Raw genomic sequence first — 20,516 nt, forward strand, 5'->3', positions numbered from 1 at the left:
AAGCGCGTGGCTTAGCGTACGATTTTTTCCGAATTCTGTGGCTACCCCAATAACATCGACTCTTCAGATCAAAACCACAATGGCTTGATTTAGCTGTATTTTGGATAGGAGCTTTATTTATCGTGTTACGCAAATATGAGAGCAGGCGCTTACGTCAAAAATGTTCGCAATCGCCTGCTTGGTATTGACTAGCCTTTGATACACATCACTTGCCGCAATTGATGCACGATTTCGACTAAGTCGCGTTGCTGTGCCATAACTTGTTCAATATCCTTATACGCGGCCGGTATTTCATCGATCACACCGCTGTCTTTACGGCATTCAATACCCTGTGTTTGATCGGATAGATCGTCGGCATTGTAACGGCGCTTGGCTTCACTACGACTCATAAGGCGTCCAGCGCCATGCGAGCATGAACAAAAGGATTGTTCATTTCCTTTGCCGCGCACGATGTAAGAGCGTGCGCCCATGCTGCCCGGGATAATCCCCATCTCACCTTCGCCAGCACGAATCGCGCCTTTGCGGGTGACCAGTACCTTGGCATCGAAATGCCATTCCTGTGCGACATAGTTGTGATGGCAGTTAATGACTTCCTTGGTGTAGGTTAATTTCGGCCATTTTTTATGTAATACCTCGCCGATTAAACGCAGCATTTCGCGGCGATTAGTCATGGCGTAGTCTTGCGCCCAACTGACTGCCAGCAGATAATCATCGTAGTGTTTTGAGCCTTCGCGAAAATAAGCTAAGTCTTTATCCGGCAAATTTACAAAATGCTGTCCCATGTCCTTTTTTGCCAGATTGATGAAATACTCACCAATTACATTGCCAATACCTCGACTGCCGGAATGTAGCATGATCCACACTTGATCGCTTTCATCCAAGCAGAGCTCGATGAAATGATTGCCACCACCTAACGTGCCTAACTGACGTATCCAAGTCTGATAGGGCTTTTTTTGCTTGGCATTGACTTTGGGGTGTTTATCCAAAATTTGATGTAGACCCACGCCAAGCGCGTTAATAGTCGAGCGCTGTGCTTGATCGCTACGGTGCATAGCAAAACCGACCGGCACCGCCGCTTCCAGCGCTAACCGCAATGAACGTAAGCTGTCTGGCAAATCATTAGCGTTAATCGATAAACGCACAGCGCACATGCCGCAGCCAATATCCACACCGACTGCTGCCGGTATAATCGCTCCCTGCGTCGGGATCACCGAACCGACCGTTGCCCCTTTGCCGCAATGCACATCGGGCATCACGGCAATATGGCTGTGCACGAAAGGCATGTGCGATAAGTTTAGCAATTGTTGATAGGCCGCCGGATCAACTTGGTCTGTGTAAATTTTGACCGGCACTTTGCCTTTGGTAATTAAGGTTTGGATTGGCATGATTCACCTCCTGTGTTATTGCTACCAACGTAATAAAAACTGAGAGCAGGGACTTTTTTACGATGTAAGCTGGCCGCTACCACGCTACGCAGTACCGCTTGACTATGTTTTAACGCAGCTAAAATGGCTTCGCCATCAGCGTCAACGTTGGTAGAACCAACGTTGACACATAGGCGTTGTTTAGCGGGTTCATACTGTACGGCGAGCACCTCAACGCCTAACAAATCGGGGTGCTTACATTCGCCTTCGAGAAATAAACTTAAAGCTCGAAGTGCCTGTTTACTCAGTTGTTGATCTTTACGCGCCTGTCGTTTAACTTGGTCGCGTTGTTCGAAATGAGGCGCTAGACCATCGCCTTCGCGCCATTCTGCGCACAACAAACGTGTGCGGTTAGATTGATGTGTTTTCATAAACTTCCACAAAGCCTATCCGAAACCTGCAGCCTAACGGCAATAGCAAGCACTGACCGGAGTCGGCCAAAAATTAAAATAAGGGATTAATGCGGAAGCCCGATCCTGATGATCGGATTAATTACCGACCGGTAAAGGATGCGAGGCTTAAGCGCGTTGCAAAATCGAACATACAGCCTCCTTCGATGGGTTGGTGAGTGAAATAGATGTTCAGTTTAGTAAACTGGACTACGGATGTCAAAATATTGTGCTGCTTCGATATACAGTTTGCGTTTAGATGGAAATCGCTAAATTTATTGTCTAGTTGAGCGGGACGGGGGTTATCAACCCCGCCCTGAACGTTTGAAACCAGCGTGAAATAAGGAAACGTTAGGGGAGCAAGTTGAATAACCTGCCCAGCTTCCTAATGACAGCTTTCCGTTTTGCAGCCAACATACGCAGAAATCCTTGAATGTCTTCAATTGGCACGATTTCGTCAGTCAGTCCACAGGCTAAAAACGACCTTTTCCGGTCATTCGATATCAGTACATACAAACTCAAGCCGCAGACTTATCTGTATGTCATCCTGATCAACTGCCAGCAGGGAGCTGGGTCGCTTGCTCAGGAAGGGCGCGTTCGCGCTGCGGACGCGAACACGCTAGCTGTACCTCATTAGTCAATCGGCTGGCAAATGGTCCCTGCTGATTGACTAATGAGAAAGCAGTTTTTGAAGCCATGTTTTCCCTGCTTGTCTTTACCTATGATTTTCATAAATTGTTGCGGCAAGTCTTTCCAGGCTCATTGCTGACCATCGTTTCTGATTTTTGCCACGAAGACATCACTATTGCCACCGAACGCTGGTTGTAAAGCGCTCACGGTCGGGAAATCGGGCGAGTTGGTACTTCCTGTCACATAGGCCTGGCCTCGCAGATCCACGGCGATGCCTGAGCCATCATCATGACCACTGCCACCCAAGTAGGTGGAATAGCGCAGCGACCCGCCATCAGCCGTAAACTGAGCAACAAAGGCATCACCGTAGCCACCATCGAAAGTGGACTGGAAAGCATTCTTGGTCGGGAAGTTGGGCGAGTCGGTATGTCCCGTTACAACGGCTTGCCCCCGCCGATCCACGGCGATACTGGAACCGTTCTCACTACCACTGCCACACCCAGAAAGGTGGAATAGCTCAGAGCCCTGCCATCGGCCGTCAGCTTGGCTATAAAGGCATCTCCTCGGCCATATTCAGAGTTGCCGCCGAAGGCTGGCTGCACAGGCTTCACAGTCGGAAAGTCGGTTGAACTGGTCGATCCCGTTACATAGGCTTGGCCCCACCGATCCACGGCGATACTTAAGCCTACATCTCCCCCGTTGCCACCCAGATAGGTGGAATAGCGTAAGTCCGCACCATTGGCCGTGAGTTGGGCCACTACAGTTAGGAGTTTGCCATGAACCCCAATACTGATGATCAAGGGCCATTATCCTGCAGCAGAAAACGCACCGGCCTATTCAGTTCGAGATAATCGGGCAGGCCCGGGATTCGCTTGAAGCCTGGATCGCCCAAGCCAAGTTGAAACCCGAGCGATATCTTTTTCCGAGTCGAATTCATAAATCGCCGCATCTTTCTACTCGGCAATACGCCCGAATAGTTGAACACTGGGTGAAGTCGATTGGTCTCGATCCAGCCGCCTATGGAACTCGCACTTTGCGGAGAACCAAAGCCACACTCATTTACCTGATGACGCCGTAAAGCCTCGTCGTTCAGGGCGAGGATGTAAGGCGGAAGTGAAATATACCTCCCATTTCAATTAATATATCAGGTGTATAATCACTAAATATATAAACTCTAGTTTTCCATTATTTTCTGGGTCAGTATAATTAAATTGTGAAACGATTGCAGGGCTATCAATTCAAGCTGGAACCTAAATCCAAATACCTAGCGCATTTGAATCAGGCTTTGGGCGCTAATCGTTTTGTCTGGAATAAACTGCTGGCGATGAACCTGGCAAGATTGGCCAATAAACAGCCGATCCTCTGGTATTATGAAATGTGCTGGTTCATCACCCTCTGGAAACAGTCGGAAGAGTACGCTTTCCTGCGTGAAGCGCCGTCACAATCCTTGCAGCAAACAGCCAAGGCCCTGGCTCGCGCCTTCAAGGACGCCTTCGACAAAACCCAGCCGAACAAGCATATCCCCGTGTTCAAAAAGGCCGGCAAGAATGAAGCCGGCATCCGTTATCCGCAAGGGTTTGCCCTGGATGAACCCAATCAGGTTGTTCAACTGCCGAAACTGGGCTGGGTTAAATACCGCCGCAGCCGGCACATAACCGGTACGGTCAAAAACGTCACTGTCAGCCGCACTGCCGGCCATTATACCTTGTCGATACAAACCGAACGCGAGGTGGAGCCACCGGTTCATCCGGCCCAAAGCGCTGTCGGCATCGGTCTGGGCGTCAAAAACTTTGCCGCCTTATCCGATGGCAAGTTTATTGCCGGCCCCAACAGTTTTAAACGCCATCAGCAGCCATTAGCCAAGCTGCAACGGCAGCTGGCTAGAAAGCAAAAGTTCTCCGCCAACTGGCAGAAGCAACGAGCCAAGATCACCCGTCTGCAGGCGCATATTGCCGCCGCCCGTCTGGATTTCCTGCACAAGACCTCAACCCGGCTCAGCAAAAGCCACGCGATGATCGCGGTCGAGGATCTGAAGGTAGCGAACATGACCCAAAGCAGCAGAGGCACGAGAGAGGCGCCCGGCCAACAGGTCAGGCAGAAATCAGGCTTGAACCGGGCTATTCTGGATCAGGGCTGGGGTGAGTTCAGGCGGCAGTTGGAGTACAAGCAGCACTGGCAGGGTGGCTGGATGGTCGCGGTCCCGCCCCAGGGAACCAGCCAGCATTGTCCCGACTGCAAGCAGTCCAGCCGGGCTAACCGGCAAACCCAGGCGACATTTGTCTGCGTGAACTGCGGTTATGCCGATCATGCCGATACGGTCGGGGCTATCAATGTACTGGACAGGGCCATCGCGCTGTTGTCCTGGAAACCCAAACAAAAACCGCAGGACTTTGCGGGGTTCGTCTGTGAAGTGAACGGTGCCGTTTCGGCCGTCAGCAGCAGAAACCAGCTCAGTGCCGTCTTTTGATGGCACCCGGGGAATCCTCATCCTTCAGGGTGAGGAGGAAGTCAAGTGCAGTTCAGCTATTGCTGGGTCATACCAAACTTGAAAGTACAGTCAGATATCTGGGTATCGAGGTCGATGATGCCCTTGGAATATCTGAGCAAACTGAAATCTGGTATTTTTAACTCAATCAGTGACCGCTTTCTAGCAGTCACTTGGGAAACTGCAAAAAGTAAGAAACCGACCCCTATCTGCCGGCCAGGTTATCTTATTGAAAGACTGAAATTCCCCCCATTCCAGCTATTGCGGTTTGGTTTGTGAATAGTGCAATATAGAGCACCGTCGCAATATGGTGGTTAAAAGCTGCATAGAAAAACGAGAGACCAATGAAAATTTTGATAGCTGCAATGATTATTTCTTTCGCAGGTTCTGCATTAGCTCAGGATAAAATCGATCGCATGAGCGCTGTTAACATGGAATCGTTTACGCCGGATACGGTTAAGTGGAATGACGAACCGATACTCCCAAAAGGCGCCCAAAGTGTAGTTCTAGTTGGTGACCCAGACAAAGCAGGAGTTTTTATAGCTTGGCTGAAATTTCCGTCCAATTATCCAATTCCACCACACATTCATCCATTTACAGAGGTAATTACAGTTCTGCGCGGCAAATTAGGAAATGGCATGGGTGAAACCTTCGACATGAAGAAGGGTGAGATGCTTAAAACAGGTTCCAGCTTTGTGTTACCCGCTGGCCACACTCATTATGTCTGGACAACTGATGAGGAAACAATCGTGCAACTAATTGCCACTGGGCCATGGGGCATTACTTATACGAATCCTACTCATGATCCACGCAAGAAGCGACTCAAATAAGCGCATAACAAACAATTGCAGTTGAAATGCTACGCATTGCATCGGTTTCACCTGAATTGAACGTTAAGTGAGCTTTTGTAACTATAAAGTAGCCGTTCAGAAATACACATTGACCGGCAGAAAAGGGTCGCTATGTTAAGCTTAACATAGCGACCCCTATGTGTAGTTTCAAACTATGTGCAGTATAACTATCGACGGCAGGTTAGCTCTTGCATCGGGACGAAAGCATCTATACATAGTTTCCGCTCCTGAAGGAACACCATCAGCGCATCACTTGATAGGAAATCGCTCATTTTTTATATTTTGGCTCTTGGGTTCGTGCCAATTTCTAACTTTTTTGAGGCAAGCCAGTCTCGACGTATCGAAGCGAGAGATTTCGGTTTCAGAACAATAGCAAAAACTATGTTTAGCTACTAGGCTTTCAGCTTCCTTATAAGCCAATATAATTGCGGCTCTCGGCCAGCAAATTTTATCGCACTATACATAGTTTGAAACTACACATAGTGGCCGATTTGAGCTGGTCGCGGCTACCTTAAACCGTCTCATTTCGACCATAAATCCAATCTTGATAGTTATCCTGTTTTTCTAGCTTTTATCGCAACCCAACGGAATGATCCAGGACTGGCTGGGTTTGTCATGCTTGGCATAGTCAGCCACGGGTATGACTTCACCCGTTATATGCTCCAGTTCATCAACGGTCACTAGATACTGATCGAGACGATCTCGAGTGGCCTCCTGGCTATTGGGAACAATCCAGGCAATCGCCTGTTCATCCTGCCCCGTTCCTCTGATAATGACTTTCCAAAAAGCATCCGGTGTTTTAACCGCGTGTGACTGGACGAAATAATCATCGGCTGGGTTATTGCCCCAGATCACGCCACCGATCACTAATAGCTCATCAATGTCCCTGTAGCATTCAATAATCTCTTCGGTTTGCAGCCAAGCACCTCTATTCATATTGGCGGCCTGCGGCAGAATATTGGTCATGGTATTCGTGGCCTTGATCGCCTCGTCTGACATATCCAGATGATTGGCAGGCACCAGATGGCCTCTATCGTAATTCATGCCATAGGTGCTGGCACTGGTTTGCTGACAGTCAGCCGGAACATGCGGATCGAGAAAGAAACTATCATAACGTGGTGCGCTACCAATATCATGTTGAGCCACATACTGAAATTTTGTGGCACCTCGTCGAGAACAATCCAGCCAGACCGTGAAACCCGGATAATCGAGTCTCAAGCTCGGTTGTGCTTCCCAAGCCAGGATGGCGCTCCGATAGTCAGCCACGTTACCAACGGCTGTCAGCACATTGCCCGTATACGGCCCCAGGATGAAAATGTCACCGGAAGGGTCAATGCCTAGATAATTGCCATTGGCCGGATAGTAGCGATAGTGATACTGCTGATACTGTCCCTCTGTTCCCGTACCATTGAAAACGCCGGGCAAGTTGGCTTCCTCATAGGCGAACATACGCTCATCAGTTATGGGTCTTTGCGTGGCTTCCCAGTCCGTGATAGCACTGACGTAATCAGTCACGGAACCCACGGCTGTCAGCGCATCATTGCTATAGGGACCCAGGACGAAAATGTCACCCACTGCATTAATGCCTAAATAATTGCCACTGGCCGGATAGTAGCGATAGAGATATTGCTGATATTGTCCGGCTGTTCCGGCACCGGTGAAAAGGCTCGGGAAATTGGCTTCGGCATAGGCGAATACCCGACTATTGGCTGGAGATTCTGTCGACGTAACCGCTGAGGCGAGTGAGGAAAAAAACAGCCCCAACAGGATGAAAAAACGGATGATGTATTGGTGCATGGTACTTCCTTGAAGTTTTTTATTTATTATTTTCTTTTTCATGGATCATGATCGGCAATTCCAGCATTACCCTAGCAAAGCCTGGCGCTTACCTGATCTTCTGGATTGATAAGCTTTGTCTAAATCGTCATGATCTGAGGCGGATATATTACACTATCTCTCAAACTCAGCTGATCAATTCCTGTCCTACTGGTTTTTTAAACGGGATAACAACTGAAGATAGCTTAAACTGGCGGGTTTTGGCACCAAGCTGGCATTGAGCTGTCGTAAAACACTTGTTTTCCGACCGCACTGCTCAGGCGTTCAAAACAGGCGCATCGTCGCGCTAAAAATGTACGGAAAACCCTCTCGTAATCTGCTACCGTGCGGAAACTTCAACTCAAGGGTTTTCCGCTTATGTTAGTCAGTGATGCGACTATGCTGAATTAACCCTTGTTGATTCAGGAGCATGTGAACCCGTATGGACGGCTCGATCTCGACATGATCGCCGACTCAATGCTATGATCGAAATGGAGGCTGGTAACACGGATGTTGGGTCTACCCCAAGTTGGCTTGACAAGCGCTTGTGATTATCTAAGCTTTGAATAGCTATGGGAGTTCTCGGAAATAACCAATACCGAGGAACTGTCCTGTCCTTCAGTTATGAAGCTCCCATAGGCTTTTTAATTGTAGGTATTGTTGTTCATACAATTATCCGTATATCAGTAAATTTTGGGGCGCTTTCGCGGGAGCGAAAACCGGATGCTCTTCCGAGCTCGCTATTCGCCCAGTTGTGCAGATTTAAGTCGTTTTTTGCCGACCAATCTGCTTCAAATCAAAAAATTGCCAGTGGCCGCTTTTAAATCGTTCCTGGCAGCTGTGTTGATTGGTCTACACATCAGTACACCGTAGCATAGACGCTAACGTACCATTTTTTCCTAATTCTGCGATTCCCCTTATAAGACGCTGAGATGGCCGGTCACCGACTGCTGGCTCCGGAGCTTTTCGGCGGCCCGGCTGGCGAATTCGGCTAACGCTTCGGACAATTCCCGGTATTCCGTTAACCGGCGGCTGAAACTGCGCGAGCAGACGATCTGCTGCTTGTCCGGCTGTCACTTTTCAAAGCCGATGTCAGTGGATTGTCAAAGCCGATGTCAGCAAAAATCAAGAGTGTAGAGTAAGTCGCAAAACTTCAAATTTTCGCGACAATCTATTCATACTGAGAGATTGAGACGCAGTCGAATGGAAACAACCCAGTGTCATCATTACCAGCGATCCTCCGCCCATTTTTTTATCCCGGCCTCCGCATCATCCAGCAGCGCTTCAATAGAGTCATAGCCGCTTTTGCCCCGCCTTCTTCAAAAGCAAAAGCGGCCATTTTCATATCGACAATATACTCCAGGCTTAATCCCGCCACCGTTATTAATCAGATCCGTCATGTACGGGTATTTGTGAGCGTTTTTGATGGAGTTCATGGTTATCACCCCTTGTTGCACCCTTTTGGAATCAGCCATGAGACTGCCGGTTTGTCGTGTTTTGCATAGTCGGCTACCGGTATTTTTTCGCCGGTCACACGCTCCAGCTCATCAACGCTGACCAGGTACCGGTCCAGGTTTTTCTTCGTGGCCTCAGGCGAGTTCGGCACGATCCAGGCGATCGCCCTTTCGTCTTGGCCCATGCCACGAATGATCACTTTCCAGAACGCGTCCGGGGTTTTAACGCCGTGCGACTTTACAAAGAAATCATCGCTTGGGTTGTCGCCCCAGATCACGCCGCCGATCACCAGCAACTCGTCGATGTCGCGGTAGCATTCGATGATCTCCTCGGTTAGCAGCCAGGCTCCCCTATTCATATTCGCGGCCTGCGGCAGGATGTTGGTCATGGTGTTGCTTTGCCGGATCGCTGTCTCGGAGTGGTCCAGATGGTTCGCCGGCAGGAGATGGCCACGATCGTAACTGCGGCCGTAGGCTTCAGAGCTGGTTTGCTGGCATGCCGCCGGCACATGCGGATCCAGGAAGAACTGGCCGTACCGCTTGGCGTTACCGGTATCGTGCTGGGCGTTGTATCTGAATTTGACCGCTCCCCGCCGGGTGCAATCCAGCCAGACGGTAAACCCCTCGTAATCCAGCTGAAGTAGACTGTCTATTTGGGTGATTTGGGTTGGCCGGGAGAATGGAGCCATCCCTGCCGCTCGCGCTTCGGATGGTGAGGTGGCCGGCCTTTTCGAGTTGTGGCAATGGGTTTCGCCGGTTTTGCGGTCGGTGTGGCAGCCCTCGGCGTTGGTTCGACCGGGATGGGATTGGGCGGCGCACGATGAAAGCAGGAAAAGCACAAGGCTGAAGATAGCGTAACGCATGAATTAAAGCTCGACTGTAAGCAAAAACCAGCGACTGTAACCCGAGAAGACCGAAAATAAAAGCGCGGCTTGTCGGCTCTACAAAGACCAAGGCTTGCGTTGTATCAACCAGTACAGAACGCGTTTCATTCGCCCCTGGGGTTTATTTTTTGCCAGTATACCCAAAACCGCTTAGAATGGCAGAGAAAGAGAACAAAAAGAGAACAACAACAATCATCATCTTTTTTCGAGGGCATTATGGATCAATTGCTGATACGCACACTCGTGAAGGATCTCTGGCGTCCGGATGGCGCGCAGAGACAGATAGCTCTGCCATTGTATACGGATAAGGTAGCGGCCGGCTTTCCCTCGCCGGCCGACGACTACATCGAGAAAACCTTGGACCTGAACGAGCTGCTTGTCAAGAAGCCGGCGGCCACGTTCTTTGTCCGGGCCGAAGGCGAATCGATGCTCGGCGCCGGCATTCACCCGAACGATATCCTGGTCGTGGACCGCTCCCTGGAACCGGTAGCCGGCAAAGTGGTGATTTGCGCTTTGAACGGCGCCCTGACCGTCAAGCGCCTGAAAAAGGCTGCCGGACAATGGCGGCTAGCGGCTGAAAACCCGGCCTATGTCGATATCGTCGTGAACGAAGGCCTGGAGCTAGTGGTGTGGGGCGTGGTCACGGCCGTGATCCATCCGCTGTGATGGCGTCGCTCCTCGCCTTGGTGGATTGCAATAATTTTTACGTGTCGTGCGAACGCGTATTCCGGCCGGACCTGATCGGCAAGCCTGTAATTGTGCTCAGCAATGGCGACGGTTGTATCGTCAGCCGTAGTCAGGAAGTCAAAGACTTAGGCATCAAGATGGGCGTGCCGGTGTACCAGGTCCGGCACCTGATTAATAAGCACCACATTCAACTATTTTCCTCCCATTACAGCTTATACGGGGATCTGTCGGCTCGGGTCATGTCTGTACTTGAAGAGTTTGCCCCAAGCCTTGAGGTGTATTCGATCGACGAGGCTTTCCTGGACTTAACGGGCGTGTGCCTGAAAGACCCTATGGCTTACGGCCAAGAGATCCGGGCAACTGTGAGACGAAACACCGGCATTCCGGTCTGCGTCGGTTTCGGTCCGACCAAGACACTGGCAAAACTGGCGAATTTCGCCGCCAAGAAGTGGCCTCGGATCGGCGGCGTGTTGGACCTGTCAGACCCGGTGCGCCGGGAAAAGCTGATGCGCACCGTGCCGGTCAATGAGGTCTGGGGCATCGGTTCGCGCATCGCTGCCCGCTTAAACCAGCTGGGCATTCATACGGTCTGGGATCTGGCCCGCCAGCCGGCTGAGCGCATGCAGGCACAGTTCAACATCACCGTGGCCAGAACCGTGCTGGAGTTGAACGGCATTCCGTGCCTGGAACTGGAAGCGATAGCGCCGGACAAGCAGCAGATCGTCTGCTCGCGCAGTTTCAGCCGCCGGTTAACGGAATACCGGGAATTGTCCGAAGCGTTAGCCGAATTCGCCAGCCGGGCCGCCGAAAAGCTCCGGAGCCAGCAGTCGGTGACCGGCCATCTCAGCGTTTTTATTCGCACCAACCCGTTTAATCCGCAGGAGCCGCAATACCAGCGTTCGGCCGGCGTGAGGCTGAAGGCCGCGACACAGGATACCCGCGTGATCGTCAGCGAGGCGCACCGCTTGCTCAAGGAGCTATTCAGGCCTGGTTATCGCTACCAGAAATGCGGCGTGCAGCTGAGCTACATCCAATCGGCATCAGTGCCGGGGCAGCTGGATTTATTTGATAGGGCAACACCTGGCTGGCAGGCCGATAGTCCAGCACTCATGCAGGCCATGGACCGGATCAACCGGCGCTTCCCAAAAGGCATTGCGGTGGCAGCCGCCGGCTTTGACAAAGCCTGGCAATCCAAAGTGGAACGGCTTTCCCAGCGCTATACGACCGATTGGCGGGAACTGTTGCGTGTCAGGTGCGATTAAATGGCTTTTTTGGGTTCTGTTGCGTAAATTTTCGTCAATCGCAACTTGGTCATTCCAAATTGGTTTAGGCGGCCAATGAATAAAACTGTCTTGCAGCGGATAGATTTTGGTTATTGTCAGAAACCCCCTGGCCTTTCTTTATCATGTGTATGAGTTCAACGCCTTGCAGAGTGATGCTGATCGAACGAAAAGATTTGAAGCCGAGCATCGGTCGAATAATGCGTTTGATGGCCCGGTGGTCCTGCTCGACGAGATTGTTCAGGTATTTGCTCTGACGAATCTCGATCTTGTGACCGGTTTCCTCCTGGAGTGCCTCGATAGCCGCGGCATTGGCGCCGCTCTTATCGATCGTGACCTTGTCCGGAAGACCATGCTGTCGAACCGCTTTCCTGAAAAAGCGCAGAGCAGCCTGCTTATCGCGACGGGCGGTGAGCAGAAAGTCGACGGTTTGGCCTTCTTTGTCGACGGCGCGGTAGAGATACGTCCATTGGCCTTTGATCTTGATGTCCGTCTCGTCCATCCTCCAACTCGTGCCGACCGGGCGCTTCTTAACTTTGCGGAAAGTAGCCTCCAGTTGAGGCGTGAATTTCTGAATCCAACGATAGATACTCGTGTGGTTGATGTACACGCCGCGCTCCGCCACCATCTCCTTCAGATTCCGATAGCTCAGCGGGTAAGCCAGATACCAGCAGATACCGGTCAGGATGATGTCCTTTTCAAATCGGTGTCCTTTGAAGTTAATCATGTCGGTTTGTTGGAGGGTCGGCGGAGAGTGTATAGCTTACTGGAAACGACCGCTACTAACTAATGCAACAGAACCGAATAGGATACTAAGGTTTAAGAAAACAATGCGTTAGGAAGGATTCTGGCAATCTGAACAGCGATTCCGGCAGCTTGAACACCGATTCTGGAAATAACCCAAAAAGTGTTCAACTTGAAACCAGAATCGGTGTTCAGGCTGGGCCAGAATATGCAGCCCCAATATGCAAGGGCTGTTTTTGAATTTTTTTCAATATAAAGAATGATTTCCCACGATACTGATATTGAAACTCATCGGGCGAAAAATGGTCATTTTCCTTAACGATCCAATGAGGAAATCTCATGAGAATTTTGAAATGGCAGCCCGATAACTTGCAGTCAGAATCCGTAAGGTATTATCTGGCTGATTTCGAATCCATTCCCGATAACGGAATCGCATGGGTCGTTCCAGACCAGAACGGCGAAGCCCTGCTCGATGGCCCAACAACGCCTACTGTATGGCTGCAAGATATTCTGTTTGAATTACAGAGCGAAGGCTTGATCTCTGAGGACGAACTGCTCTATCCATACATCGACGTTTTCGACCGATTGGCTGAGTTGACCGCTCAATAGCCTGGGAATTCTTAACGGACAATAAGAACTCCTTTCCCAGATATTCCCTCCCCTGGAAAGGGAAAAGCCTAAATCATCAGAGCCAGCTCATCAGAATGCGGCAGGCTTCCTCATTAACAACAGGTGCATTTTCATCAGATTTAAAGTCCGATCAGAGATGCAAGCAAAAAAACGCAGTTTAGAGCCTTGCATATTTTTCAAACCGTGGAAAATGTGTATCAACACTAACTCATCAACTACTGCGAGAAAAATATGCAAGTACAAATGACTCTTACCATCGATTACAGCGCCAACGGATGTCAGTTTACTGATATTGCTGAACAGCTTAATCAATCCGCCCAGATCTTGGTTGAAGAAGGACTTTTATCCGGAAATTTAGATGCCGAGGTTAATGAATGGATCTGCTCGATTGATAGTGTAAATACAAACGGCTTTGTAAAAAATGTGAAACCTCATCATTCTGGAGGTGGAGTAATAATTGAAATGATTGAATTAAATGATAAATCAGTTATTGGTATCACGGATGATTGCATTGTTCTTTACCCATCAGAAGAGGCGTTAATGGATAACGAAGGCGAGAACGAATTGGGGATAATAGACAGACCAATTCCAGCAGAAAGCAGTTCTTCTATCGCCCAAGCATAATCGTTTCAGAAAGATCCCTGTCCATAAGCGGCAGGGATGGACGCAAAGAGCTAATTCTTCAAGGAAAACCAATGCCAAATTTACCTAACAGCAGAATTCTCACGCCGGACCAGAAAACAGTTATATCTAAAACCATCAAGGATACCAAACTGGCAATAGTCTCCCTGCTCCAAAGCGTCACAAATTTGTCATCACCCTCGTTTAAAAGGCAAACCGGAAACCCATTTATGCCGCGGAGCTAGGGATTTTCAATTACAATTCTTTCACCGTCTGGTGAGCAATTGATGAGCCGTCCAGCAGCAAGAGCCAATGTCGGCTTATAACAGGATTTTTGTTGCGGTTTGACTGATAAAGACTATCCCCCTGTGTCAGGATAGTTGTCCTCTCCCGCTAACGGGATAATTGGAAACTAGACAGGGGACGGAAAGAAAGCTCAATGCCACATTATTCAGCGGAACGCAAAGCGTCTGTATTAAGAAAACTGTTGCCACCCCATAACCGCTCAGTACCGGAAGTCGCCCGAGAGGAAGGGATTTGTGACCAGACGTTATACAATTGGCGTAAACAAGCCAAACAACAAGGGGTGCCCGTGCCAGGCAGCAGGAAACAAACAGAAGACTGGTCGCCGGAGGCAAAATTTGCCGCCGTGGTGGAAACTGCGGCCATGACCGAACTGGAACTGAGCGAATACTGCCGCCGCCAGGGCCTTTATCCCGAACAGATCCGGCGCTGGAAGGAGGCCTGTATTCAAGGCGCACAGAAGGCCGGAGCGCAACAACAGCAGCAACGACTGGAAGCGAAGCAGGACAAACAGCGCATCAAGGCGCTCGAGAAAGAGCTCAACCGCAAGGAGAAAGCCCTGGCGGAAGCGGCGGCTTTACTGGTGCTGCGAAAAAAGTTGACCGCCCTCTGGGAGGCAAACGAGGCCGATTAACCTCGTACCCGGAGCGGCAACAATTAGTGACCTGGATCCGCGCAGCCATCTCAGCGGGTGTCCGGAAGCGTTTGGCCTGCGCAGAGGCGGGCCTGAGCCTGCGCACCTTCCAGCGCTGGACGCAGGAGGCCGGCCAGATTAGTCAGGATCAGCGCGCGCAAGCGCAACGTCCGGCGCCTGCGAACAAGCTGTCGGAACAGGAACGGGCCCAGGTACTGGCTGTCTGTAACCAGCCGGACTATGCCGACCTGCCGCCCAGCCAGATCGTGCCGAGACTGGCGGACCAGGGCGTGTATCTGGCCTCGGAATCCAGCTTTTATCGCATTCTGAAGGCGGCGGATCAGTTGCATCATCGGGGCCGTGCGAAAGCCAGACAGAAATCCCGGCCGCCGACCACACATCAAGCCCGAGCGGCCAATGAAGTCTGGACCTGGGACATCAGTTATCTGCCGAGCGGCGTGCGCGGTCGGTTCTTTTATCTGTACCTGATCGTGGACATCTTCAGCCGTAAAATCGTTGGTTGGGAAGTGCACGAGCAGGAGTGTGGCGAAGCGGCGGCCGCTTTGGTACAGCGCGCGGTCTTGGCCGAGCATTGCTGGCGCAAGCCCCTGGTGCTGCATGCCGATAATGGCAGCCCGATGAAGTCGCAGACGCTGCAGGCCAAGCTTTACGAGCTGGGCATTACGCCTTCCCATAGCCGGCCCCGGGTCAGCAATGACAACCCGTATTCGGAAGCGCTGTTTAGGACCTTGAAATACTGTCCGCAATGGCCCTCGCAAGGCTTTGCCTCCCTGCTGGTCGCGCGTGAATGGATGAGCCGCTTCGTGTCTTGGTATAACGAAACGCATCGTCACAGCCAGATTCGGTTTGTTACGCCGGCACAGCGCCATCGGGGCGAAGACCGGGCGATTCTTAACCGACGTGATCAGGTCTATGCCCAGGCCAAAAAACGGCATCCGGCCCGCTGGTCAGGCGCCACAAGAAACTGGACGCCAGCAGGCCCTGTTACGCTGAATCCGGAACGGAACGAGGCGGAAATAAAACAGGCTGCGTGATCAAAAAACACGACAACTATCTTGAAAAACACCGCTATGAAAAGCGATTTCGAATTTTTAAAAGACTTGGCTGGAGATTTTTTTAAGCAAGAGTCGACCATGAATAGATTGTCCTTTATTTATAAGGAGAGGGAAAAAATATTAGACTGGGAAAAATGGGTTCAGGTTGAGTTTGCCATACATTGTCAAAATCATGAAAAAGTGGCCAGTTGGGATAAAGAAATTCGTTACGAACTCGACAAAAGAATATCCAAAAACAAAGACACTTGCGTTATCGATTTTTGGGTCAGACAAAAACACAAGCAATCCGCGCTGGGTATCGAGTTTAAGCAGCACCACTCGCCTGAATATTGCATAAAGGCCATGATGAACGATGTGGTCAAAGTGTTAAAGGTTAAATCCTCTCAGGACGACTTACGGAGTATTTGGTGTCTTGGCATTCATAAAGCCGAGAGTCAAGGCAGTGTAAAAACCACGGTTATGACATATGCAAAACACCATCTAATCCCTTTAGACGAAAATCTAATTCATTCAGATGAAATAGGCACAACCGGTTATTCCTTTACTATTTTTTGATAGTGACAGATTTAATTAAAATAAATAATTAAAAAATTATTGGATAAAAACCATATAAGGAAAGTTGGAGCAGGGCTAATGAATAAAGGGGGGAGACCCAAATTAGATCAGCGCGCGTTCAAGATCGCAACACGCATACGGATGCGTCGCAAAGCATTAGGTCTGAGTGCAGTGGAGGTTTCTCGGCGTGTAGGTCAAGAGATTGGAACCTACAGAGCGTGGGAAAAACAATTTGGGCCGCAGAGTGAAAAAAAGTATCTCAACCTGCTTAGCCAGGCGTTGTCAATCAGTGAAGAGGTATTAACCGGTGACACGGAAGACACAGAAACAACAGCTAGCCTTTTCTCTATTCAATCTAAGCCAGCGGAAAACTTAACCCCTGATCAACTCGCTTTTTTAGGTCAACGAGCTAAAGCTCAGCGCAAAGTGCTCAAGCAAAATAGAAATGAAGCCTCAGTAATAATTGGTATTAATCCGGGAGTGCTTTTTTCCTGGGAAAGATCCATTCCAAGCACTATCAGCCAGGAAGATATTAATGCATGGGAAGCAGCCCTTAAAGTACCGAATGGATGGTTGCTGGATCTTGAGAGTGAACTTGTAAGTGGAGCAAAATCGGATAGTGATTTCTTTATCAACCTAAAGCCAGCAGAAAGTTTACCACTCACTCAGCTCGACTTACTGGCGGTAAGAGCTAGAGAACGACGTAAAGCACTCAAGCTAAGTCGGAAAGAGGTAGCGTTGAAGGCCGGTATTAGTGTTGCCACGCTTATAAGCCGGGAAAAATCTATTCCGAACAATATCAGACAGGCAAGTATAAATGCCTGGGAAGCAGCGCTTGAAGTACCGAAAGGATGGGTCTTGAACACGGAGATTGAGATTCCTGTACCAGAGCCGGTTGTAGTCGTAGTTAAGGTTGATGACTCTCTGACGGCCGCCGAAGAAATTCGTAAGATCGGTTGCTGGATTGCCAGAAAAAAACTTGAGAAAACGATGGATATTGACCAATTAACACCAGCCGAAGCAAGATTCGCCGAAATGTTTGCTTTGCGTTACGGTGTAGCGGGTGAAGAGATATCGACCTTAAAGGCTGTCGGTGATGTTTTTGCATTGACTCGAGAACGCGTCAGGCAAATTGTTGATGCGATGCTTGAAAGACTTCAGTTTCACAAATTTGAAACGCCTATTATCGATAAGCTATTTAGCAGTATTTTGACTTGTCTTCCTGCCACGCTCGCCGATATTGATCAGCATTATAGGGATCAGTTGGGAGAATCACTATCTGTTGAAAGTTTGAGTCGCTTCTCCCGTGAAGTTCTCGGTAAAGGCGGTTTTCAGATCACAGAAAATCCAGGCGGAATATCAAGAACATGGGAAAAAGTCGTTATCAATCCCGCAACGCATAACGAAGCAAAAATACGTGCTATTCGTGAAGCCGCACTTGATATGATTCGCAGCAGCGGCGGAGCACAAGTTCACTGGGTTGCTGGATGTGCCTCTGAACTAAGTCGAGAGATGGTAACAGTACAAGATGTTCTGCAAACATGCAGGATGATCACTGGTTTTAATTGGCTTGTCGAGGAAGATGGCTGGTTCTGGCTAGGGGAGTCTATGCCGGCTGATAATAGGGTTTTGACTCAATCAAAAAAAATGTTGGCGGTTGCCGGTCGCCGTCTCGATACCGAAGATATTCAGCAAGGCTTATCGCGAGCCAGGCGTTATTATTACGACCCTAATCGGTCGCGCCCAATAATGATTGAACCACCACTGACAGTCGTTAAATCCATACTCTCACAGGTACGGTGTTTTTCAAGATAGTTGTCGTGTTTTTTGATCACGCAGCCTGTTTTATTTCCGCCTCGTTCCGTTCCGGATTCAGCGTAACAGGGCCTGCTGGCGTCCAGTTTCTTGTGGCGCCTGACCAGCGGGCCGGATGCCGTTTTTTGGCCTGGGCATAGACCTGATCACGTCGGTTAAGAATCGCCCGGTCTTCGCCCCGATGGCGCTGTGCCGGCGTAACAAACCGAATCTGGCTGTGACGATGCGTTTCGTTATACCAAGACACGAAGCGGCTCATCCATTCACGCGCGACCAGCAGGGAGGCAAAGCCTTGCGAGGGCCATTGCGGACAGTATTTCAAGGTCCTAAACAGCGCTTCCGAATACGGGTTGTCATTGCTGACCCGGGGCCGGCTATGGGAAGGCGTAATGCCCAGCTCGTAAAGCTTGGCCTGCAGCGTCTGCGACTTCATCGGGCTGCCATTATCGGCATGCAGCACCAGGGGCTTGCGCCAGCAATGCTCGGCCAAGACCGCGCGCTGTACCAAAGCGGCCGCCGCTTCGCCACACTCCTGCTCGTGCACTTCCCAACCAACGATTTTACGGCTGAAGATGTCCACGATCAGGTACAGATAAAAGAACCGACCGCGCACGCCGCTCGGCAGATAACTGATGTCCCAGGTCCAGACTTCATTGGCCGCTCGGGCTTGATGTGTGGTCGGCGGCCGGGATTTCTGTCTGGCTTTCGCACGGCCCCGATGATGCAACTGATCCGCCGCCTTCAGAATGCGATAAAAGCTGGATTCCGAGGCCAGATACACGCCCTGGTCCGCCAGTCTCGGCACGATCTGGCTGGGCGGCAGGTCGGCATAGTCCGGCTGGTTACAGACAGCCAGTACCTGGGCCCGTTCCTGTTCCGACAGCTTGTTCGCAGGCGCCGGACGTTGCGCTTGCGCGCGCTGATCCTGACTAATCTGGCCGGCCTCCTGCGTCCAGCGCTGGAAGGTGCGCAGGCTCAGGCCCGCCTCTGCGCAGGCCAAACGCTTCCGGACACCCGCTGAGATGGCTGCGCGGATCCAGGTCACTAATTGTTGCCGCTCCGGGTACGAGGTTAATCGGCCTCGTTTGCCTCCCAGAGGGCGGTCAACTTTTTTCGCAGCACCAGTAAAGCCGCCGCTTCCGCCAGGGCTTTCTCCTTGCGGTTGAGCTCTTTCTCGAGCGCCTTGATGCGCTGTTTGTCCTGCTTCGCTTCCAGTCGTTGCTGCTGTTGTTGCGCTCCGGCCTTCTGTGCGCCTTGAATACAGGCCTCCTTCCAGCGCCGGATCTGTTCGGGATAAAGGCCCTGGCGGCGGCAGTATTCGCTCAGTTCCAGTTCGGTCATGGCCGCAGTTTCCACCACGGCGGCAAATTTTGCCTCCGGCGACCAGTCTTCTGTTTGTTTCCTGCTGCCTGGCACGGGCACCCCTTGTTGTTTGGCTTGTTTACGCCAATTGTATAACGTCTGGTCACAAATCCCTTCCTCTCGGGCGACTTCCGGTACTGAGCGGTTATGGGGTGGCAACAGTTTTCTTAATACAGACGCTTTGCGTTCCGCTGAATAATGTGGCATTGAGCTTTCTTTCCGTCCCCTGTCTAGTTTCCAATTATCCCGTTAGCGGGAGAGGACAACTATCCTGACACAGGGGGGGTACCATGGGCAAAAGTGATTCAATCCGATGACTTTTTAGCTGATCCAATGATTCCAGTCGAAGACGTTCTCTCTGATTCTGAACTGGAAATATACAATTTAATGCTGTCTGCAGGTGGGGCAATGTCTCGTTATGAAATCGCTCAAGCAAAGAATGTTTTTAGCAATGTCATGCTATCGATGAATCTGGATAATTCATCAATATTTACTAAGTTGGACGTCGGTGTCTTTGCTTTACGTGGTCGACCTCTTAATATTGCATCAATACAGCGAGCCATGGAAAGCGTAGGAGGACCGTCGGTTAAACCCGCTGAAATAATTGATGGTTATGTTAGTTTTCCATTAACTCTTACTGAGTACTTGGTACGCAATAAGTTTATTGAAGCTCCTGTAAGAGTTGTACCTCATCTTGAAGAAGGTGACTATGTAGTGAATGGATTCGATGCGCCAGCAAGATTTTCTATGAAATTTCGACGCTTTTATCATCTGATTCAGAAAATGATCAGTTTGGGTTATGGCATTGGAGATACTGTGATGATTCAGATATTGATCAGCGATAAAAAAATCACATTATCAAAGTATTAAAAACTTG

At 50.2% G+C, this 20,516-nt stretch carries 18 protein-coding genes and 1 pseudogene; 10 read left to right on the forward strand and 9 right to left on the reverse strand.

All coding sequences use genetic code 11. The features are described from left to right. Positions 1-188: 188 nt before the first annotated feature. The 4 genes from METLU_RS0100905 to METLU_RS24080 all read right to left on the reverse strand — a co-directional run bounded on the left by METLU_RS0100905 (position 189) and on the right by METLU_RS24080 (position 3,201). Positions 189-1,385 carry an RtcB family protein gene (locus tag METLU_RS0100905; protein WP_027156596.1) on the reverse strand — a complete coding sequence of 399 codons (1,197 nt, stop codon included), beginning with the start codon at positions 1,383-1,385 and terminating at the stop codon, positions 189-191. Beyond that, on the reverse strand, positions 1,367-1,795 hold the full coding sequence (locus METLU_RS0100910) for a ribosome-binding factor A (RefSeq protein ID WP_027156597.1): 429 nt from the start codon (positions 1,793-1,795) through the stop codon (positions 1,367-1,369). The genes METLU_RS0100905 and METLU_RS0100910 overlap by 19 nt, the downstream gene beginning before the upstream one ends. A gap of 777 nt (positions 1,796-2,572) precedes the next feature. Then, complete coding sequence (locus METLU_RS27055; protein ID WP_196806462.1) at positions 2,573-2,905, reverse strand: SBBP repeat-containing protein; 333 nt, start codon at positions 2,903-2,905, stop codon at positions 2,573-2,575. Beyond that, the gene (locus METLU_RS24080) at positions 2,878-3,201 is read right to left on the reverse strand and encodes an SBBP repeat-containing protein (protein WP_196806463.1); all 324 of its coding nucleotides are present in this window, start codon (positions 3,199-3,201) and stop codon (positions 2,878-2,880) included. Before METLU_RS24080 ends, METLU_RS27055 begins: the two co-directional genes overlap by 28 nt. Before the next feature lie 455 nt (positions 3,202-3,656). Between METLU_RS24080 and METLU_RS24085 the strand changes: the two genes are divergently transcribed. Together METLU_RS24085 and METLU_RS0100940 are read left to right on the forward strand one after the other, a co-directional pair. Next, positions 3,657-4,910 (forward strand): RNA-guided endonuclease InsQ/TnpB family protein, encoded by a 1,254-nt coding sequence (locus METLU_RS24085; RefSeq protein ID WP_081678978.1) that lies wholly within the window; start codon positions 3,657-3,659, stop codon positions 4,908-4,910. Between the two features lie 362 nt (positions 4,911-5,272). Beyond that, a complete protein-coding gene (locus METLU_RS0100940; RefSeq protein ID WP_027156600.1) occupies positions 5,273-5,758 on the forward strand; it encodes a cupin domain-containing protein in 486 nt (161 codons plus the stop codon). A gap of 585 nt (positions 5,759-6,343) precedes the next feature. On the opposite strand, the gene METLU_RS26515 is transcribed toward METLU_RS0100940, so the two are convergent. The 3 genes and pseudogenes from METLU_RS26515 to METLU_RS24090 all read right to left on the reverse strand — a co-directional run bounded on the left by METLU_RS26515 (position 6,344) and on the right by METLU_RS24090 (position 9,911). Further along, entirely contained in the window at positions 6,344-7,576 is a 1,233-nt protein-coding gene (locus METLU_RS26515; RefSeq protein ID WP_051299704.1) for a DNA/RNA non-specific endonuclease, read from the reverse strand. Between the two features lie 941 nt (positions 7,577-8,517). Next, a pseudogene (locus tag METLU_RS27065) lies at positions 8,518-8,664 on the reverse strand (DinB/UmuC family translesion DNA polymerase); the annotation flags it as partial. 371 nt (positions 8,665-9,035) lie between these two features. After that, positions 9,036-9,911, reverse strand: coding sequence for a DNA/RNA non-specific endonuclease (locus tag METLU_RS24090; RefSeq protein WP_155920357.1), 876 nt, complete (start codon positions 9,909-9,911; stop codon positions 9,036-9,038). A 237-nt stretch (positions 9,912-10,148) separates the two neighbouring features. Here METLU_RS24090 and METLU_RS0100960 point away from each other — a divergent pair, with 237 nt between their 5' ends. Together METLU_RS0100960 and METLU_RS0100965 are read left to right on the forward strand one after the other, a co-directional pair. Continuing rightward, positions 10,149-10,598: a LexA family protein gene (locus tag METLU_RS0100960; RefSeq protein WP_196806464.1), complete on the forward strand. Its 450-nt coding sequence runs from the start codon at positions 10,149-10,151 to the stop codon at positions 10,596-10,598. Then, entirely contained in the window at positions 10,598-11,881 is a 1,284-nt protein-coding gene (locus METLU_RS0100965; RefSeq protein ID WP_027156603.1) for a Y-family DNA polymerase, read from the forward strand. The genes METLU_RS0100960 and METLU_RS0100965 overlap by 1 nt, the downstream gene beginning before the upstream one ends. A 64-nt stretch (positions 11,882-11,945) precedes the next feature. Here METLU_RS0100965 and METLU_RS0100970 read toward each other — a convergent pair whose 3' ends face one another. Continuing rightward, on the reverse strand, positions 11,946-12,626 hold the full coding sequence (locus tag METLU_RS0100970) for an IS6 family transposase (RefSeq protein WP_036242614.1): 681 nt from the start codon (positions 12,624-12,626) through the stop codon (positions 11,946-11,948). 356 nt (positions 12,627-12,982) lie between these two features. Here METLU_RS0100970 and METLU_RS0100975 point away from each other — a divergent pair, with 356 nt between their 5' ends. The 5 genes from METLU_RS0100975 (at position 12,983) to METLU_RS0101000 (ending at position 18,277) form a co-directional block, all read left to right on the forward strand. Next, entirely contained in the window at positions 12,983-13,252 is a 270-nt protein-coding gene (locus METLU_RS0100975; protein WP_027156605.1) for a hypothetical protein, read from the forward strand. A gap of 252 nt (positions 13,253-13,504) precedes the next feature. Then, entirely contained in the window at positions 13,505-13,897 is a 393-nt protein-coding gene (locus METLU_RS0100980) for a hypothetical protein (RefSeq protein ID WP_027156606.1), read from the forward strand. A gap of 436 nt (positions 13,898-14,333) precedes the next feature. Then, a protein-coding gene (locus tag METLU_RS27070; protein WP_155920359.1) for an IS3 family transposase occupies positions 14,334-15,886 on the forward strand; the annotation gives its coding sequence in 2 pieces (ribosomal slippage) (positions 14,334-14,796 and positions 14,796-15,886; 1,554 coding nt in all). 21 nt (positions 15,887-15,907) lie between these two features. After that, positions 15,908-16,462, forward strand: coding sequence for a hypothetical protein (locus METLU_RS24095; RefSeq protein WP_155920361.1), 555 nt, complete (start codon positions 15,908-15,910; stop codon positions 16,460-16,462). A 141-nt stretch (positions 16,463-16,603) separates the two neighbouring features. Then, positions 16,604-18,277 carry a helix-turn-helix domain-containing protein gene (locus METLU_RS0101000; RefSeq protein WP_196806465.1) on the forward strand — a complete coding sequence of 558 codons (1,674 nt, stop codon included), beginning with the start codon at positions 16,604-16,606 and terminating at the stop codon, positions 18,275-18,277. Between the two features lie 16 nt (positions 18,278-18,293). On the opposite strand, the gene METLU_RS27075 is transcribed toward METLU_RS0101000, so the two are convergent. Further along, positions 18,294-19,846 (reverse strand): IS3 family transposase gene (locus tag METLU_RS27075; protein WP_155920359.1). Its coding sequence is split into 2 segments (ribosomal slippage): positions 18,294-19,384 and positions 19,384-19,846, totalling 1,554 coding nucleotides; the frame shifts between segments, so codons are not numbered across the junction. A gap of 93 nt (positions 19,847-19,939) precedes the next feature. Between METLU_RS27075 and METLU_RS0101015 the strand changes: the two genes are divergently transcribed. After that, on the forward strand, positions 19,940-20,509 hold the full coding sequence (locus METLU_RS0101015) for a hypothetical protein (RefSeq protein ID WP_155920363.1): 570 nt from the start codon (positions 19,940-19,942) through the stop codon (positions 20,507-20,509). Positions 20,510-20,516: the final 7 nt, after the last annotated feature.

Source organism: Methylobacter luteus IMV-B-3098, from assembly GCF_000427625.1.
Classification (GTDB): Bacteria; Pseudomonadota; Gammaproteobacteria; order Methylococcales; family Methylomonadaceae; genus Methylobacter; species Methylobacter luteus.

What these genes read in the sequence shown, in the direction of transcription:
- METLU_RS0100980 (WP_027156606.1), top strand. Translation starts at nt 13,505, where the DNA reads ATGCAAGTACAAATGACTCTTACCATCGATTACAGCGCCAACGGATGT.
- METLU_RS0100970 (WP_036242614.1), bottom strand. Translation starts at nt 12,626, where the DNA reads ATGATTAACTTCAAAGGACACCGATTTGAAAAGGACATCATCCTGACC.
- METLU_RS0100975 (WP_027156605.1), top strand. Translation starts at nt 12,983, where the DNA reads ATGAGAATTTTGAAATGGCAGCCCGATAACTTGCAGTCAGAATCCGTA.
- METLU_RS0100910 (WP_027156597.1), bottom strand. Translation starts at nt 1,795, where the DNA reads ATGAAAACACATCAATCTAACCGCACACGTTTGTTGTGCGCAGAATGG.
- METLU_RS0100960 (WP_196806464.1), top strand. Translation starts at nt 10,149, where the DNA reads ATGGATCAATTGCTGATACGCACACTCGTGAAGGATCTCTGGCGTCCG.
- METLU_RS24090 (WP_155920357.1), bottom strand. Translation starts at nt 9,911, where the DNA reads ATGCGTTACGCTATCTTCAGCCTTGTGCTTTTCCTGCTTTCATCGTGC.
- METLU_RS0101000 (WP_196806465.1), top strand. Translation starts at nt 16,604, where the DNA reads ATGCGTCGCAAAGCATTAGGTCTGAGTGCAGTGGAGGTTTCTCGGCGT.
- METLU_RS0100940 (WP_027156600.1), top strand. Translation starts at nt 5,273, where the DNA reads ATGAAAATTTTGATAGCTGCAATGATTATTTCTTTCGCAGGTTCTGCA.
- METLU_RS0100905 (WP_027156596.1), bottom strand. Translation starts at nt 1,385, where the DNA reads ATGCCAATCCAAACCTTAATTACCAAAGGCAAAGTGCCGGTCAAAATT.
- METLU_RS0100965 (WP_027156603.1), top strand. Translation starts at nt 10,598, where the DNA reads ATGGCGTCGCTCCTCGCCTTGGTGGATTGCAATAATTTTTACGTGTCG.
- METLU_RS26515 (WP_051299704.1), bottom strand. Translation starts at nt 7,576, where the DNA reads ATGCACCAATACATCATCCGTTTTTTCATCCTGTTGGGGCTGTTTTTT.